Origin of the sequence: Microbacterium xanthum, from assembly GCF_034531355.1 — a bacterium.
GTDB lineage: Bacteria > Actinomycetota > Actinomycetes > Actinomycetales > Microbacteriaceae > Microbacterium > Microbacterium xanthum.
Genome location: NZ_JAWHUE010000001.1, coordinates 45,984 through 59,261, shown reverse-complemented (window position 1 = coordinate 59,261; position 13,278 = coordinate 45,984). Strand labels below are relative to the sequence as shown.

The window sequence follows — 13,278 nt, the reverse complement described above, 5'->3', positions numbered from 1 at the left end:
CACATGTTCTAACCTGTGGAGGTGGCAGGGGTGGCGAGCATGCAGCAGACGGTCCGGGGCGACCGCAGCGGCGACGTGCGCGCGCTGCGTGCGCAGCTCGAGAAGGTGCAGGGCCGCCGCCTGGGCGGAACCACGCTTCCTGTTCATCCCGCCCTCGCCGATCTGCTCCCCGGTGGAGGGCTGCGGTCGGGGTCGGTCTACGCCGTCGATCCGTCGCCGTCGTTGCTCTTCGCGCTCCTGGGTGCTCCCTCCCAGGCGGGGTCGTGGTGTGCGGCGGTGGGCATGCCCGATCTCGGTGTCGAGGCGGCCGAGCGTCTCGGCGTCTCGCTGTCGCGGCTGGTCCTCATCCCCGATCCGGGGCCGCGCTGGCTGGCCGTGGCGGCCACCGTGTCCGAGGTGATGCCGATCGTCGCGGTGCGACCGGCCTCGCGCGTCGGAGAAGCCGATGCCGCACGATTCGCCGCGCGGCTGCGTGATCGCGACGGCGTGCTTCTGGTGCAGGGGAACTGGCCCCAGGCGGAGGCGACGATCCGGGTGAGTGAGCCGGAGTGGGCGGGACTCGGGGCGGGGCACGGGTATCTGTCTGACCGGGGCGTGACCGTCGCGGTCTCGAGTCGTCGACTGCCGACCCCTCGACGGGGGCGGCTGTCTCTTCCCGCGGCGGACGGAAACGTCGTACGCAGGCGCGAAGAGGACGGCATCCGGCAGACGGGACGGATGCGTCTCGAGGCGGTGGGGTGATGTCCGAGGCTCCGGTGCAGACCCGCAGCCTTGTGCTGTGGGTGCCCGACTGGCCGGTGGTGGCGCTGTCGCGTGAGCGTGCGGCGCCGGTGGAGCATCCCCTCGCGGTCGTGGACAACAACATGGTGATCGCCTGTTCGGCGGCCGCGCGCGTCGAACGCGTGCGGCGGGGGCAGCGTCGACGCGACGCGCAGGCCCGATGCCCGGATCTCGAGATCGTCGCTGCCGACCCGGCGCGGGATCACCGGGTGTTCGCATCGGTGGTCTCGGCGGTGGAGGAGCGGGCTCCGGGGGTGCAGATCATGCGCCCGGGGCTGTGCGCGCTCCGGGCGCGGGGGCCGGCACGGTACTACGGGGGCGAGCGGGATGCCGCCGAAGTGCTGCGCGAGGCGGTGCGCGCGCTGGGCGTGGCCGACGTGCGCGCGGGGATCGCCGACGGGCCGTTCACCGCGGAGCAGGCCGCGCGCGCGGGGACGACGCCGCGCGAGACGGTGCGGGTGGTCGTCGACGGTGGCGCGGGCGCGTACCTCTCCGGTCTGTCGGTGGCCGTGCTCGACGACGCGTTCGTCACCGGGGTCGGGGCCGCACCCGGGGAGATCGCCGGCCTCCTCGCGCGGCTCGGGGTGCACACCCTCGGACAGTTCGCCGCGATGGAGGTCGATCGGGTGCGCGAGCGGTTCGGGGAGCGGGGTGTGCGGCTGCACTCCCTCGCCGCGGGGGAGGACTCCCGGGGTGTCGAGCCCCGGGTGCCGCCGCCGGAGCTGCACCGGGAGGTGGCGTTCGAACCGCCGCTGGAGATCGCCGACCAGGTGGCGTTCGGCATGCGTGTGGCCGCGGAGGAGTTCCTCGCCGGCCTCGGCGCGGTCGACCTGGTGTGCACCGAGCTGCGCGTGGAGTTGACCGGCGATCGGGGGGAGCGCAGTGAGCGGGTGTGGCTGCATCCGGGGTCGTTCGATGCCGCCTCGGTGGTCGACCGGGTGCGCTGGCAGCTGAGCGAGGACACCGCCGAGGGGATGCTGGCCAGCGGCGTGTCCGTCGTGCGTATCTCTCCCGAGGCGGTCGACGCGGCGGCCCACCACGCCCCCACGGTGTTCGGTTCGGGGGCGGAGGAGCGCGTGCACCACGCGCTGTCGCGGGTGCAGGCGATGCTCGGGCACCGGGGCGTGGTGACACCGGCGGTGGGGGGAGGCCGGTGGCTGTCGGAGCGTCAGGTGATGGTGCCGTGGGGAGACCGCGCGGTCCTCGAGCACGATCGCGGGCAGCCGTGGCCGGGGAGCCTCCCCGACCCGCTCCCGGGGACGGTGTTCGCCGAGCCCCCCGCGGTGAGCGTGGTCTCGCCGCGCGGCGAGAGTGTGTCCGTCGATGACCGCGGTCGCCTCAGCGATCCCCCCGCCGAGATGACCGAGGGCGGCTCGCGCCGGGGCGTCCGCTCATGGGCGGGCCCGTGGCCGGTCTTCGAGCGCACGTGGGATGCCGCGAGGGCGCGTCGGGCGCACCGGTTCCAGATGATCGACACCGCCGGTGTCGCCTGGCTGCTGGTGTGCCAGTCCGGCGAGTGGCGGGCCGAGGCGAGGTACGACTGATGGGCTGGCGGAACCCGCCGGTGCCGTGGTCGGAGATGGAGGGGCTGCTCAGCGATCGGCGGCGGCCGGGGAACCGGCCCGCCGGGGCCGACGGCGGCGACAGTCCGGCTTGGTCGACCAAGCGTGCCCCCTACGTGCCGCCGGTGATCCAGCGCCCGGCGGGGGCCGTGCCCTACGCCGAGCTGCACGCCCACTCGTCCTTCTCGTTCCTCGACGGTGCCTCCTCGCCCGAGGATCTCGCCGAAGAGGCGGAGCGCCAGGGGCTTCATGCCCTCGCGATCACCGACCACGACGGCTTCTACGGCATCGTCCGCTTCGCCGAGGCGGCCGAGGGGTTGCGGCTGAAGACGGTGTTCGGGGCGGAGCTGTCTCTCGAGCTGCCCGCGCCGCAGAACGGTGAACCCGACCCCGCCGGCGCTCACCTGCTCGTGCTCGCCCGCGGCGAGGAGGGCTATCACCGGCTCGCCGGCGCCCTCACCCACGCCCAGCTCGCCGGGCGCGAGAAGGGCCGGCCGGTCTACGACCTCGACGACCTGGCCGCGCGCTCCCGCGACGTGTCGGGGGCCGGCCACTGGGTGATCATGACCGGATGCCGCAAGGGCACCGTGCGCCGCGCGCTCGCCGCCTCCGGGGCCGCCGGTGCCGCGACAGAGCTCGACCGGCTCGTGGACCGGTTCGGCGCCGATGCGGTGTGCGTCGAGCTGATCGATCACGGCTCTCCGCTGGATTCGCGACACAACGATGTGCTCTTCGCCCTCGCGCGGGAGCGGGGCCTGGACGTGGTGGCCACCAACAACGTGCACTACGCCGTTCCCGAGCGCGCACACCTGGCCGCCGCGGTCGCCGCGGTGCGGGCGCACCGGGGTCTCGATGAGATCGACGGGTGGCTGCCCGCCCACGACGGTGCGCACGTGCGCTCGGGGGCCGAGATGGCGGAGCGGTTCGCGCGGTATCCCGGGGTGATTGAGCGCACGGTGACGCTCGCCGACGAGCTGGCCTTCCCGCTGCGTCGGGCCCGGCCCTCGTTGCCGCGTCAGGAGGTTCCCGACGGTCACACGCCGATGAGCTGGCTGCGTCACCTGGTGTGGGAGGCGGTGCCACGGAAGTATCCGGATCTCACCGACGACGACGCCGCGCGCATCGACAAGGAGCTCGGGGTGATCGAGACGAAGGACTTCCCCGGCTACTTCCTCATCGTGCACGGCATCGTGCAGGAGGCGCGGCGGCGGGGCATCCTGTGTCAGGGGCGCGGGTCGGCCGCCAACAGCGCGGTCTGCTATCTGCTCGACATCACCGCGGTGGACTCGATCGCCTACAAGCTGCCGTTCGAGCGGTTCCTGTCGTCGCTGCGCGATGAGGAGCCCGACATCGACGTCGATTTCGACTCCGATCGCCGCGAGGAGATCATCCAGTGGGTCTACGAGCGTTACGGGCGGGAGCGTGCCGCGCAGGTGTCGAACGTCATCCAGTACCGGCCGAAGAATGCCGTGCGCGACATGGCGAAGGCGTTGGGGCATTCGCCGGGGCAGCAGGATGCGTGGTCGAAGCAGGTGGAGCGCTGGGGAGCTTCGCTCGACAGCGCGCCCGACCACGACATCCCGGACCGTGTCATCGCGTACGCGTCCGAGCTGCTGAAGGCCCCGCGACACCTCGGCATCCACTCCGGCGGCATGGTGCTCACCGACCGGCCCGTCGGCGAGGTGGTGCCGATCGAGCACGCGCGCATGGCGGGGCGCACCGTCATCCAGTGGGACAAAGACGATGCCGCATGGATGGGGCTGGTGAAGTTCGACCTGCTGGGCCTGGGGATGCTCGCCGCGATCCAGTACTGCTTCGACATGATCCGTGCGGCCACGGGGGAGGAGTGGGAGCTGTCGACCATCCCCAAGGAGGAGCGGGCGGTGTACGACATGCTGTGCCGTGCCGATTCGATCGGGGTCTTCCAGGTCGAATCCCGTGCCCAGATGGGGCTGTTGCCGCGGTTGCAGCCGCGCCGGTTCTACGACCTGGTGGTGCAGATCGCCCTCATTCGGCCCGGTCCCATTCAGGGGGGCGCGGTGCATCCGTTCGTACGGCGCAAGCTCGGTCACGAACCGGTCGTCTACGCGCATCCGAAGCTCGAGCCGGTGCTGGAGCGCACGCTGGGCGTGCCGGTGTTCCAGGAGCAGCTGATGCAGATGGCGATGGCGGTGGGGGAGTGCACCGGTGAAGACGCCGATCTGCTGCGGCGGGCGATGGGCTCCAAACGCGGGGTGGAGCGCATCGAGTCGCTGCGCGAGAAGCTGTATGAGGGCATGGCCAGCAATGGCCTGGTCGGTGAGGCCGCCGACGCGCTCTACGCGAAGATCCAGGCGTTCGCGAACTTCGGTTTCGCCGAATCCCATTCCCTGTCGTTCGCCCTGCTCGTCTACGCCAGCTCGTGGATCAAGCTGCACTACCCGGCGGCGTTCCTCGCGGGACTGCTGCGCGCCCAGCCGATGGGGTTCTACTCGCCGGCGACCCTCACCGCCGACGCCCGCCGTCACGGCGTCGAGGTGCGGCGCCCCGACCTGCACGCCTCCGGGGTCGAAGCGGTGCTCGAACCGGTCTCGGGTGATGCGGTCGCGGCGCCCACCGGACGCGCCGCGTGCGCGGAGCGCATCCAGGATCCCGTCGGCGACTTCGACCCGCAGGGGGTGGATGAGTCGGCGGATCATCGCCGCGACGCCGGATACGCGGTGCGGCTGGGGCTGGCGGCGATCAAGGGCATCGGTGCGGCGCCGGCCGGTCGCATCGTCGCCGAGCGGGAGCACGGCGGGCCGTTTCGTGACATGCGGGATCTCGTGCGGCGCACCGGGCTCACCGCCGCCCAGCTCGAGGCGCTCGCGACGGCCGGGGCGTTCGAGTGTCTCGGGCTCAGCCGGCGCGAGGCGATCTGGATGGCGGGGGATGCCGCGCAGGATCGCGCCGAATACCTTCCGGACTCGCTGGTCGCGGTGCAGCCGCCGCTGTTCACCGACCCGTCCGGCTACGACGTGCTCGCCGCCGACCTGTGGGCGACGGGCGTCTCCACCGACGACCACCCGATGACGCACTTCCGGTCCCGCCTCGATGCACGCGGCGTGCTCACTTCGGCGGGGCTGCGCACCCACGAGACCGGACGCCGCGTCGAGGTCGCCGGGCTCGTCACCCACCGGCAGCGCCCGGCCACCGCGTCGGGGGTGACCTTCATCAACCTCGAAGACGAGCACGGGCTCGTGAACGTCATCTGCTCGGTCGGGGTGTGGAACAGGTATCGGCGGGTCGTGCGCGATGCGCCGGCGCTCATCGTGCGGGGCATGCTGGAGCGTTCGGTCGAGGGCGTGACGAATCTGCTCGCCGACCGCTTCGACGATCTGCGGGTGGATGTGCCCCACAACGCGCGCAACTTCCGCTGACGCGACGGACCGCCGAGCCTTGGCCGGTAGACTTCTGCGGCCAGCCTCTGTAGCTCAATGGAAGAGCAGTTGCGTCCTAAGCAAACGGTTGGGGGTTCGAGTCCCTCCAGGGGCACCGATGGGTCGCGACAGGCCGGGGTGTGTCTAAGTCATGCAGGGTTGCTTGATCGTCCGCATACCTATCGGCCTGCAGCCGGTCTGCCTGCACCGCACTCGACTCAGGATCGCTCAGCGGTGAGCTGTGGTGTGATCGCTTCGAGCTCGGTGGCGGCTCTGGCGGGGAGCGGCCGCACGGGGCGAGGGAGGGTCGCGGCTTCGGTCAGTCCGATGATCGCGGCGAGCTGCGTCACGACGCGGTAGCTGCCGTACCGTGCCATGAGGTCCCAGAGCGGGGCGAGCCGGGCTGCGAGGTCGTCCACAGTGGCGCGGTCGCCGCGGTGGGCCGCCCGGGTGAGCTCGAGCGCCGGTGCCGGCAGGGTGCCGGCGATGACGGAGTACCAGACATCCGCACCGCCCAGCAGCGCGTTGCTGGCCAAGGCATCGCCGCTGACTCCAAGGGTGATCGAGGCGGGCACCGCCGCACGGAGCGCGTCGACTCGGTCGGTGAAGTCCGGCACCGGTGTTCCCGGCAGCTTGATGGAGCGCACGCCCGCCAGACCAGCGAGCTGGATCAACATCTCGTCGGTGAACGTCACATGCGTGGTGCGCGGGTTGTCGTAGATGCAGATGGGCGTGGAGGAGTGTGCGGCGACGTCCTCGATGAAACCGATCACCTCTTCATCGGTGAGCGGCTGGTAGGTCATCACCGACAACAGCAGCCCGGCGGCGCCGGCGTTCTGAGCCGACTCCACGTTGCGCAACACGTCGGAGAGTGTCAGCGCCCCAACCCCGACGATGACCGGGACCTCGCCCGCTGCGGCGACGGCCGCCCGAGCTGCTCGGGCCCGCTCTGCGGTGGAGAGGTACGGGTATGAACCGGTCGAACCGAGTGCGCCGATCGAGTCGACGTGTGCGTCGGCGAGCCGCTCCACGATGCGTCCGTATGCCGCGACATCGACCGACTCGCCTGAGAGAGGAGTGATCGGAAAAGCACTCAGCCCGTGGAACATACGGCTCAAGCTACCCGGTCTTTCAATCGCGACCGGCGCACCTGCAGCCACCGGCGCCGAGGGATCCCCTTGCGGGCGGTGGGCGGTCTAGGGGCGGGCTTCGGGCGGGAAGCGGAGCGCGGAATTGCTTCGCTCGACATCTCAGGACGTTGCAAAGAATCGACCTGCTAGGGATCTACCTCGGGGATGGGCGCTGCGGCAATGACCTGTGAGATGGAGGGTCCGGCGTCGGGTCGGGAGCATTGGATCTCCCAGTCGAGGCCCTGTGGTGTCCTCAGCTCGAGGTCGCTGTAGAGCATGATCGGGAGAACCGGGTTGTTGGCGAACCTCCGATCGGGTCCTCCACCCTTGTTGACGTATTGCCATGTTTGCCCGACTTGCTGCGAGTCTTTCGGGATCACACCCGGGCTCTCGATAAACCGTTGGCGCTTCCCGACCGAGTTGAGAGCGCGATAGCTCGCGTCCGTGTAGTGCTTTCCTTCGCGAATGAGCAAACGGTCAGGGAGGAAGTGAATGCTGGCAGATCCGGCGGTGATGGTTGGCACTGCAACGTTCGTCGCGAGGTGCTTCGATCCGGTGAGTGTGGCGGTGGCTGACTCCTTGCGGACGAGGTTGCTGGCGCCGGCGTTCGTCTTGTGCTGGTAAAGGGTCTGCACCTGCCCCGACGACACGGTTCTCCAGAGTCTCTGAGCGTCGGTGAACCAAGGCCACTGCGCGACTAGCGAGTCGAACCACGTCGCGGCGGAGTCATTCACGTCATAGAAGAGCACGACTTTCCGTTTAGCCGCGTCCCGCTGGAAGAGCCACCAGCAGAGCGGTGCCGCCAGCACCCAGACCAGCATCCCCCAGGGCAGGATTGCGGCCCCGATCACAAAAGCCGCGATGGCGACGATCCACCAGGTCGAGAAGTGCTTCGCGGCTGCGTTGAGTTGATCGACGACGTCGCCACCACCTGTCGGGTGCATATCGAGCGTTGTCGCCCCTGTGACGTCTTCCATGATCACTGCGTTCGGGTCAAACGCTCTCGGCGGTATGATCGCCGCGCTGCCAGCGGCTGGCCTACCTGAGGCGAGCGAACCGCGGTAGTAGACACCACCCCGTCCCATGTGGACGTAATTCCCACGAGGACCAGTGCCTACTCGAAACCCCGGAACCCCCGTGCTGATGCCAACGCCGGACTTGCTGAGATTGAAGCGGAATGGCCCAGCCTTGACGCTCTTTCTGACGTAGAACCCCATCGTTCCCCGATCTTGCCCTTCGCGACGCCCGTCGCTACGGTCCCCAGATCCGACCTTATCGACTCGGGACTCGCGCGTTGTAGGCCTTCGCGGATCCCCTTGCGGGCAGTGCGCGCTGGCGGCGCCCTCGCGTGCACATGAACGCGGTGATTCGAGCGACAACCGGAGACCGTCGCGCGCGCCAGCCTCGCCTCTCGAAGGATGACGGTAGCAATTGGGATCGCGGCGTCATCCCGATGCGAGGACGGGGTCTGCCCCGGGCCCGAATGGGGGTGCATCGCGCGCCCCGTGGGGGCTGTCCCATGAACGGCATTTCTGGGCCGGACGTTGAGACGTTGAGGGGCGATGGTGTGAATGCCACGCCCGATAGGACGAGTACCGGGCGCAATTGTCCGGCGGTCGTGCCACTCACAGGGCAGGCGAGCTTTGTGACCTCGAGAGCAACCTCCTCGGGGCGGTGCCCGGCGATCACCCAAGCGCGCCGTGTCTCGGCTCCCTGGCAGTATTCAGTGGTGATTGTCGATCGCAAGGAAGCCCTCGCCCGCCTGGACGCCGCCGCTGAGTTGCTGTCGCAAGGGCCGGGAGTGGCCGCCTCGGGACTTGACATCGATGCAGCGCGGCGGATTAGCGATGCGGCAGTTCGTATCCACGAGACCATCGATTGGGCGAACTGGCCGGCGCCCGAAGAGGCTGCGAATTCGCTTGCGTGGCTGCGCGACGCCCTCGAAACGTTCGTCATGAAGCACTGGGTTGAGGCAGGCCAAGTTCCTCAGCGGAGTCGCGAATGTGTCAATCTTGAGAATCTGGTCGAGGAAGCGGCTGCACTCTGGGTCGGGTCACGGTCATCATGGGTTCCCGACGAAGTTGTCGATCATCTTCAGCATGGGCTACTCATGGCTGGCTGGAAGGAAGATCACATCCTGGGCCAGCGCGACACCTTGATGGCCCGGGCGCGAGTTCTCCGCGACGACCTTCGGGCTGACAAGTCGAGCCTGGCGGCGGCCCGTAGCCGCGCGGCCACACGCACGACCCGTATTGCCGGCTGGCAGGCGAGCGAAGAAGAACGTGCACTCGCGGAGCGTGTGCACGCGGCGGATCTCGAGGCCGCCCGTCGTAGACAGGAAATCGCCGCCGCACGCGAGCGCGACGAAATCGCGCGAGAGCAGGCGAAGCGCCAGTCCGAAGCCGAACGGGGGCGAGCGGTGATCCTCGCCGAAGCTGGGCGCGAGGCGCTCGAGCGACACAGGACTCGTTCTGCCCCGGCGCCTCCGCCCCAGCCGTTCGGAGTTTCTGCTGAGGGGGCCGAGCATCTAGTCGCGATGTGGATGAGGCACTTGGGAGTCCTGGACGCAGAAGTCACGCGCTTCTCCGGCGACGGGGGCATCGATGTGGTCGCCGCCGGATACGTCGCACAGGTTAAGAACATCGCGGGGTTCGTCCCAATCCAGGACGTTCGAGCGCTATTCGGTGTCGCAGCATCGGACGACAAGAGAGGGCTGCTGTTTACGTCGGGAACGCTGACCTCCGAAGGGTTCGCCTTCGCCAACCGCGTGGGCCTGGCCCTCTTCCACTATGACGCGGTCGCAGGCACGCTCGCCGGTCTGAACGAGATTGGCAAGCGCGCCGTCGACCAAACTATTGCGGAGGGCTGGAAATAGGGACGGCTCGCCGATCCCTTTGAGGGCAATGCGTAGCGGTGCCGTGGTGCGCAGTCTCATCCTCTGCCCACGCCGGAAGTTGTGACACCCACCGCGCGGGTTGCAACCCAAGAGCTTCAAGGATTACGAGCGGTTCCGCGAGGAGATGAATACGAAAGGCATCAACGTCGAGTGGCGGGTTGATGCGACCCTGGCGTGGCACGATCGTCGGTTGATCGATGACAAGACCGCAAACAACGTGCCGCGGTCCAGGTGCTTGACAGCCGGTCGTCATCCGATCTTGACGGGGTCGCCGCGGCTCGCCGTCCGCCCGCGCGATGGAGTTGTTCGCAAGACCCGCCGCTGACAATGCCCGATCGCCGTCCGCGAACGGCATGGCATCGAGGCTGTCACGCGCCGTGTGCTCGAGCCGGAGTTGACCATCGAGCGAGGGTTGAACCGGGGAGGAGGATACGGGCGGTCAGCGCAACGGATGACCTACACCATCGCCGACCACTCGCCGGCCATGACGAGGGCGGCGCACACGAGCGCCGATACCGCCATCGTCCCCATGAGCCACGCCATTGCACGATTCCTGGTGCGCGCCCGTCCGACGGTGACGGCGACGACCACCATCGCCGCGAACAGCGATGCGGTGAGCACGAGGCCGATCGTCGGAACGAGAGTCTGCAGCTGCAGCATCCCGATGAACAAGGCGATGCAGATCGCGGCGAAGATCGCTCCGGGAATCAACCACCGTCTGCGGCCACCCTCCTGCAGCGATCGCTGGGCACGTACCCGGGTCGGATCTGTTTCGGCCATCGTCGACCTCCTCTCCTCGGGCCGCGACGTTACCCCCGCGGGTGCGCGGCCCGCACCGGGGTTGACACCTGCTTGGGCGTGTCGGCAGGCGACGACGTACCGTGGAAGCGGATCGTCATCCGAGGAGAGGCAGGGGAATGAAGATCGTCGCGTCATCGGACTGGCGGGATGGTCTCCCGTTCGACAAGCCCACCCGGGTGGCCGACGTCGCCGACGGCGAACCGGCACGCTGCTTCTCCTGCGGCGCCGACTCCGACCCGGTCGCCCGCACCGAGCTGTGGGCGGTCAAACACCGGCACCCGAAGAACCACAGCGGCTACGTGCGCTTCTACTGCAGCGCGCACGTGCCCGCCTCCCCGGCCGCCACGGCACCGGCGACCCCGCCCCGCCGAGGCTCGGCACCGCGCGCGCCGCGTCGCCCCGCCCCCGAACGTCGCCCCGCACCGCGACGGGTGAGCTCCGTCGAGCCGATCGCCCGCGCGAAGTGCCCCGACTGCTTCATCGAGGTCTCCGCCACCGGCGAGTGCGGCATGTGCGGACAACGTGTCAGCTGAGTCCTCGCCTGGCACTTCTGCGACCGCCGTCGTGTCGCGCTGCTACTTCCAGGAGGGCATGTTCTCGGGTGTGTAGCGGGCGCCCCAGCCTCCGTGGGGCAGGATGTCGTCGATGCGGTCGAGGGTCGGTTGGTCGAGCACCACTTCGGCGGCGGCTGCGTTCTCGCGCACCCGCGCGGCATTGCGGCTTCCTGGGATCGGCACGATGTGGTCGCCCTGAGCGAGAAGCCACGCGAGCGCGAGTTGACCGACGGTCACCCCTATGCTCCTCGCCAGATCGGTGAGGGCATTGGTGGCCGCGACATTCTGCTCGAAGGGGCCGGGCTGCCAGCGAGGGTCTGTTCTGCGCATGTCGTCGGGCTCGTACTCGCTGGCGGGCTTGGCGGTTCCGGTCAGGAAGCCCCGGCCGAGAGGCGAGTACGGAACGAGACCGATCCCGAGGTCTGCCAAGACCGGAAAGAGCGCCTCGACGTCGCGCTCGAAGAGCGAGTACTCCGTCTGGAGCACAGAGACGCGCTGCACGGCATGTGCTCGGCGGATCGTCTCCTCTCCCGCTTCGCTCAGACCGAAATACCTGACGCGGCCGGCGTCGATGAGTTCCTTCACGGTTCCGGCGACGTCTTCGATCGGAACCGTCGGATCGAAGCGGTGCTGATACAGAACGTCGATGTGGTCCGTGCCGAGATGACGGAGGCTGTTCTCGACCACCGCTCGGATGTGATCCGGGCGACTGTCGAAGCCGAAGTCGGGGGTGAACCCGAACTTCGTTGCGATGGTGATGTCGTTCCGGAACGGCGCAACCGCGGATCCGAGCGCCTTCTCGTTCTCACCCCAGCCATAGAGCTCGGCGGTGTCGAAGTGCGTGACGCCGGCCTCGAACGCGGCGACGATCGCATCACGCCCGGTGTCGGTGCTCCAGCCGTAGGCCATGGAGATGCCCATGGATCCGTATCCGATCGCGGAGGTGGTCAGTCCGAGGTTTCCGAGGGTGCGGTTGTGCATCAGCCTGCTTTCAGTCCGAGAAGGTGACATGCATGAGGGGGCTGCCGGTCATCCACTGTTCGAGTGGTTGCACCGGCTGCGAGATGTAGAAGCGGTGGAGGGGCTGGTCCAGGTCGGCGATGATCGACGTGAAGACCCGCGCCCGTTCGTGCTGAGCCACGACCGGCGCGGCGGTCGCGGCGAGGTCCGCTCGCACCGCACCCTTGAGATGGAAGGTGAAGTCGGGGTTCCGGAGGAGATTCGCATACCAGGCGCGACGCGCGGGCTGCGTCGTGAGATAGATCTCGCCGTCGACCCGGTAGAACCAGATCTCGATGCGCCGCGGTCGGCCTGTCTTCGCGCCGATCGTCGTGATGTCCACCGTGCGAGCGGATGCTGACGACGCAGGGGTGATGGCCAAGGCGTTGCGGATGCGTTCATCCAACGTCTTCCGTGCCTTTCGCGTAGCGAGCGAGGAACGTCTGCACCGCGCTGTCGACCGTCTCCTGCACGGCGACGTCGCTCGGCGACCACTCCGGGAGCAGCAACTGCGGCCACAGCACGAAGTTCGAGATCATCCCCAGGAACTCGGTGGTGGCCCGCACATCGTCGGGCACGCGAAGTGCCCCGGCGCGGGCTTCCGAGACCACATAGTCGCGGACGAGCTCGAACAGCGGCTCCTTTCCCAGGTCGAACTGGATACGCCCCAGCTCGGGGAAGCGGGGGGCCTCGGCGATGACCATCCGGTGCAAGCCGGCCATCCCTGGGGTGCGCAGCACCCGGGCGTAGTGTTCACCGAGCGACCGCAGTCCCGCCTCGGGGTCACCGGGCGGAGGAGGCGTGAGGTCGGTGGCGGCGCCCGCGGCCCAGAACTGCAGCACCATCGCCTCGAAGAGATCCGCCTTGGTGGGGAACTGCTTGAACACGGTCGCCGTCGACACGCCAGCACGTTGCGCCACGTTGGCCAACGATGTCTTGTCGTAGCCAAGATCGCTGAACAACGCGGTAGCCGCATCCAAGATGAGCGCGCGCTTCTGCTGCGCGACCCGCTGGTGATAGGAGGAGCCTGTCGTCGTCATGCACGCCACGCTACCAGAGGCGAGTGGCTTAACTCACCATAGCTGGTGCGGCGCCCGAGCGGGCGCAACGCGATTCGTTAGCGAGCGTCTCCACACGTCTCAACCCCCTATCCCCGGT

Annotated in this window: 11 protein-coding genes, 1 tRNA gene and 1 pseudogene; 6 read left to right on the top strand and 7 right to left on the bottom strand. The window is 68.8% G+C overall.

Annotated features, from left to right (window positions below; genetic code table 11):
* The first annotated feature begins 21 nt into the window (after positions 1 to 21).
* The 4 genes from RZO50_RS00295 to RZO50_RS00280 all read left to right on the top strand — a co-directional run bounded on the left by RZO50_RS00295 (position 22) and on the right by RZO50_RS00280 (position 5,855).
* Entirely contained in the window at positions 22 to 741 is a 720-nt protein-coding gene (locus tag RZO50_RS00295) for a hypothetical protein (RefSeq protein WP_322597724.1), read from the top strand.
* A complete protein-coding gene (locus RZO50_RS00290; protein WP_322597723.1) occupies positions 741 to 2,324 on the top strand; it encodes a DNA polymerase Y family protein in 1,584 nt (527 codons plus the stop codon). The genes RZO50_RS00295 and RZO50_RS00290 overlap by 1 nt, the downstream gene beginning before the upstream one ends.
* Positions 2,324 to 5,740 (top strand): error-prone DNA polymerase, encoded by a 3,417-nt coding sequence (locus RZO50_RS00285; RefSeq protein ID WP_322597722.1) that lies wholly within the window; start codon positions 2,324 to 2,326, stop codon positions 5,738 to 5,740. The genes RZO50_RS00290 and RZO50_RS00285 overlap by 1 nt, the downstream gene beginning before the upstream one ends.
* A gap of 43 nt (positions 5,741 to 5,783) precedes the next feature.
* Positions 5,784 to 5,855, top strand: a tRNA-Arg gene (locus RZO50_RS00280).
* A 103-nt stretch (positions 5,856 to 5,958) separates the two neighbouring features.
* Here the strand turns inward: RZO50_RS00280 and RZO50_RS00275 are convergent.
* The 3 genes and pseudogenes from RZO50_RS00275 to RZO50_RS14695 form a co-directional block, all read right to left on the bottom strand.
* Positions 5,959 to 6,849, bottom strand: a complete 891-nt coding sequence (locus RZO50_RS00275) for a dihydrodipicolinate synthase family protein (RefSeq protein WP_322597721.1) — start codon at positions 6,847 to 6,849, stop codon at positions 5,959 to 5,961.
* 167 nt (positions 6,850 to 7,016) lie between these two features.
* Positions 7,017 to 7,847 carry a hypothetical protein gene (locus RZO50_RS00270; protein WP_322597720.1) on the bottom strand — a complete coding sequence of 277 codons (831 nt, stop codon included), beginning with the start codon at positions 7,845 to 7,847 and terminating at the stop codon, positions 7,017 to 7,019.
* Positions 7,848 to 7,940: 93 nt separating this feature from the next.
* A pseudogene (locus tag RZO50_RS14695) lies at positions 7,941 to 8,087 on the bottom strand (DUF4236 domain-containing protein); the annotation flags it as partial.
* Positions 8,088 to 8,599: 512 nt separating this feature from the next.
* On the opposite strand from RZO50_RS14695, the gene RZO50_RS00265 reads away from it, so the two are divergent.
* On the top strand, positions 8,600 to 9,745 hold the full coding sequence (locus RZO50_RS00265; RefSeq protein ID WP_322597719.1) for a restriction endonuclease: 1,146 nt from the start codon (positions 8,600 to 8,602) through the stop codon (positions 9,743 to 9,745).
* 477 nt (positions 9,746 to 10,222) lie between these two features.
* Here RZO50_RS00265 and RZO50_RS00260 read toward each other — a convergent pair whose 3' ends face one another.
* Positions 10,223 to 10,546, bottom strand: a complete 324-nt coding sequence (locus RZO50_RS00260) for a hypothetical protein (protein WP_322597718.1) — start codon at positions 10,544 to 10,546, stop codon at positions 10,223 to 10,225.
* Positions 10,547 to 10,683: 137 nt separating this feature from the next.
* Between RZO50_RS00260 and RZO50_RS00255 the strand changes: the two genes are divergently transcribed.
* Positions 10,684 to 11,100 (top strand): glucose-6-phosphate dehydrogenase, encoded by a 417-nt coding sequence (locus RZO50_RS00255; RefSeq protein WP_322597717.1) that lies wholly within the window; start codon positions 10,684 to 10,686, stop codon positions 11,098 to 11,100.
* Between the two features lie 42 nt (positions 11,101 to 11,142).
* On the opposite strand, the gene RZO50_RS00250 is transcribed toward RZO50_RS00255, so the two are convergent.
* Genes RZO50_RS00250 through RZO50_RS00240 form a run of 3 tightly spaced genes read right to left on the bottom strand, consistent with a single transcriptional unit; the run spans position 11,143 to position 13,160 of the window.
* On the bottom strand, positions 11,143 to 12,102 hold the full coding sequence (locus RZO50_RS00250; protein ID WP_322597716.1) for an aldo/keto reductase: 960 nt from the start codon (positions 12,100 to 12,102) through the stop codon (positions 11,143 to 11,145).
* A 10-nt stretch (positions 12,103 to 12,112) separates the two neighbouring features.
* Complete coding sequence (locus RZO50_RS00245; RefSeq protein ID WP_322597715.1) at positions 12,113 to 12,526, bottom strand: nitroreductase/quinone reductase family protein; 414 nt, start codon at positions 12,524 to 12,526, stop codon at positions 12,113 to 12,115.
* Entirely contained in the window at positions 12,519 to 13,160 is a 642-nt protein-coding gene (locus RZO50_RS00240; protein WP_322597714.1) for a TetR/AcrR family transcriptional regulator, read from the bottom strand. The genes RZO50_RS00245 and RZO50_RS00240 overlap by 8 nt, the downstream gene beginning before the upstream one ends.
* Between the last annotated feature and the right edge of the window lie 118 nt (positions 13,161 to 13,278).

What these genes read in the sequence shown, in the direction of transcription:
- RZO50_RS00290 (WP_322597723.1), top strand. Translation starts at nt 741, where the DNA reads ATGTCCGAGGCTCCGGTGCAGACCCGCAGCCTTGTGCTGTGGGTGCCC.
- RZO50_RS00285 (WP_322597722.1), top strand. Translation starts at nt 2,324, where the DNA reads ATGGGCTGGCGGAACCCGCCGGTGCCGTGGTCGGAGATGGAGGGGCTG.
- RZO50_RS00275 (WP_322597721.1), bottom strand. Translation starts at nt 6,849, where the DNA reads ATGTTCCACGGGCTGAGTGCTTTTCCGATCACTCCTCTCTCAGGCGAG.
- RZO50_RS00270 (WP_322597720.1), bottom strand. Translation starts at nt 7,847, where the DNA reads ATGGAAGACGTCACAGGGGCGACAACGCTCGATATGCACCCGACAGGT.
- RZO50_RS00260 (WP_322597718.1), bottom strand. Translation starts at nt 10,546, where the DNA reads ATGGCCGAAACAGATCCGACCCGGGTACGTGCCCAGCGATCGCTGCAG.
- RZO50_RS00255 (WP_322597717.1), top strand. Translation starts at nt 10,684, where the DNA reads ATGAAGATCGTCGCGTCATCGGACTGGCGGGATGGTCTCCCGTTCGAC.
- RZO50_RS00250 (WP_322597716.1), bottom strand. Translation starts at nt 12,102, where the DNA reads ATGCACAACCGCACCCTCGGAAACCTCGGACTGACCACCTCCGCGATC.
- RZO50_RS00240 (WP_322597714.1), bottom strand. Translation starts at nt 13,160, where the DNA reads ATGACGACGACAGGCTCCTCCTATCACCAGCGGGTCGCGCAGCAGAAG.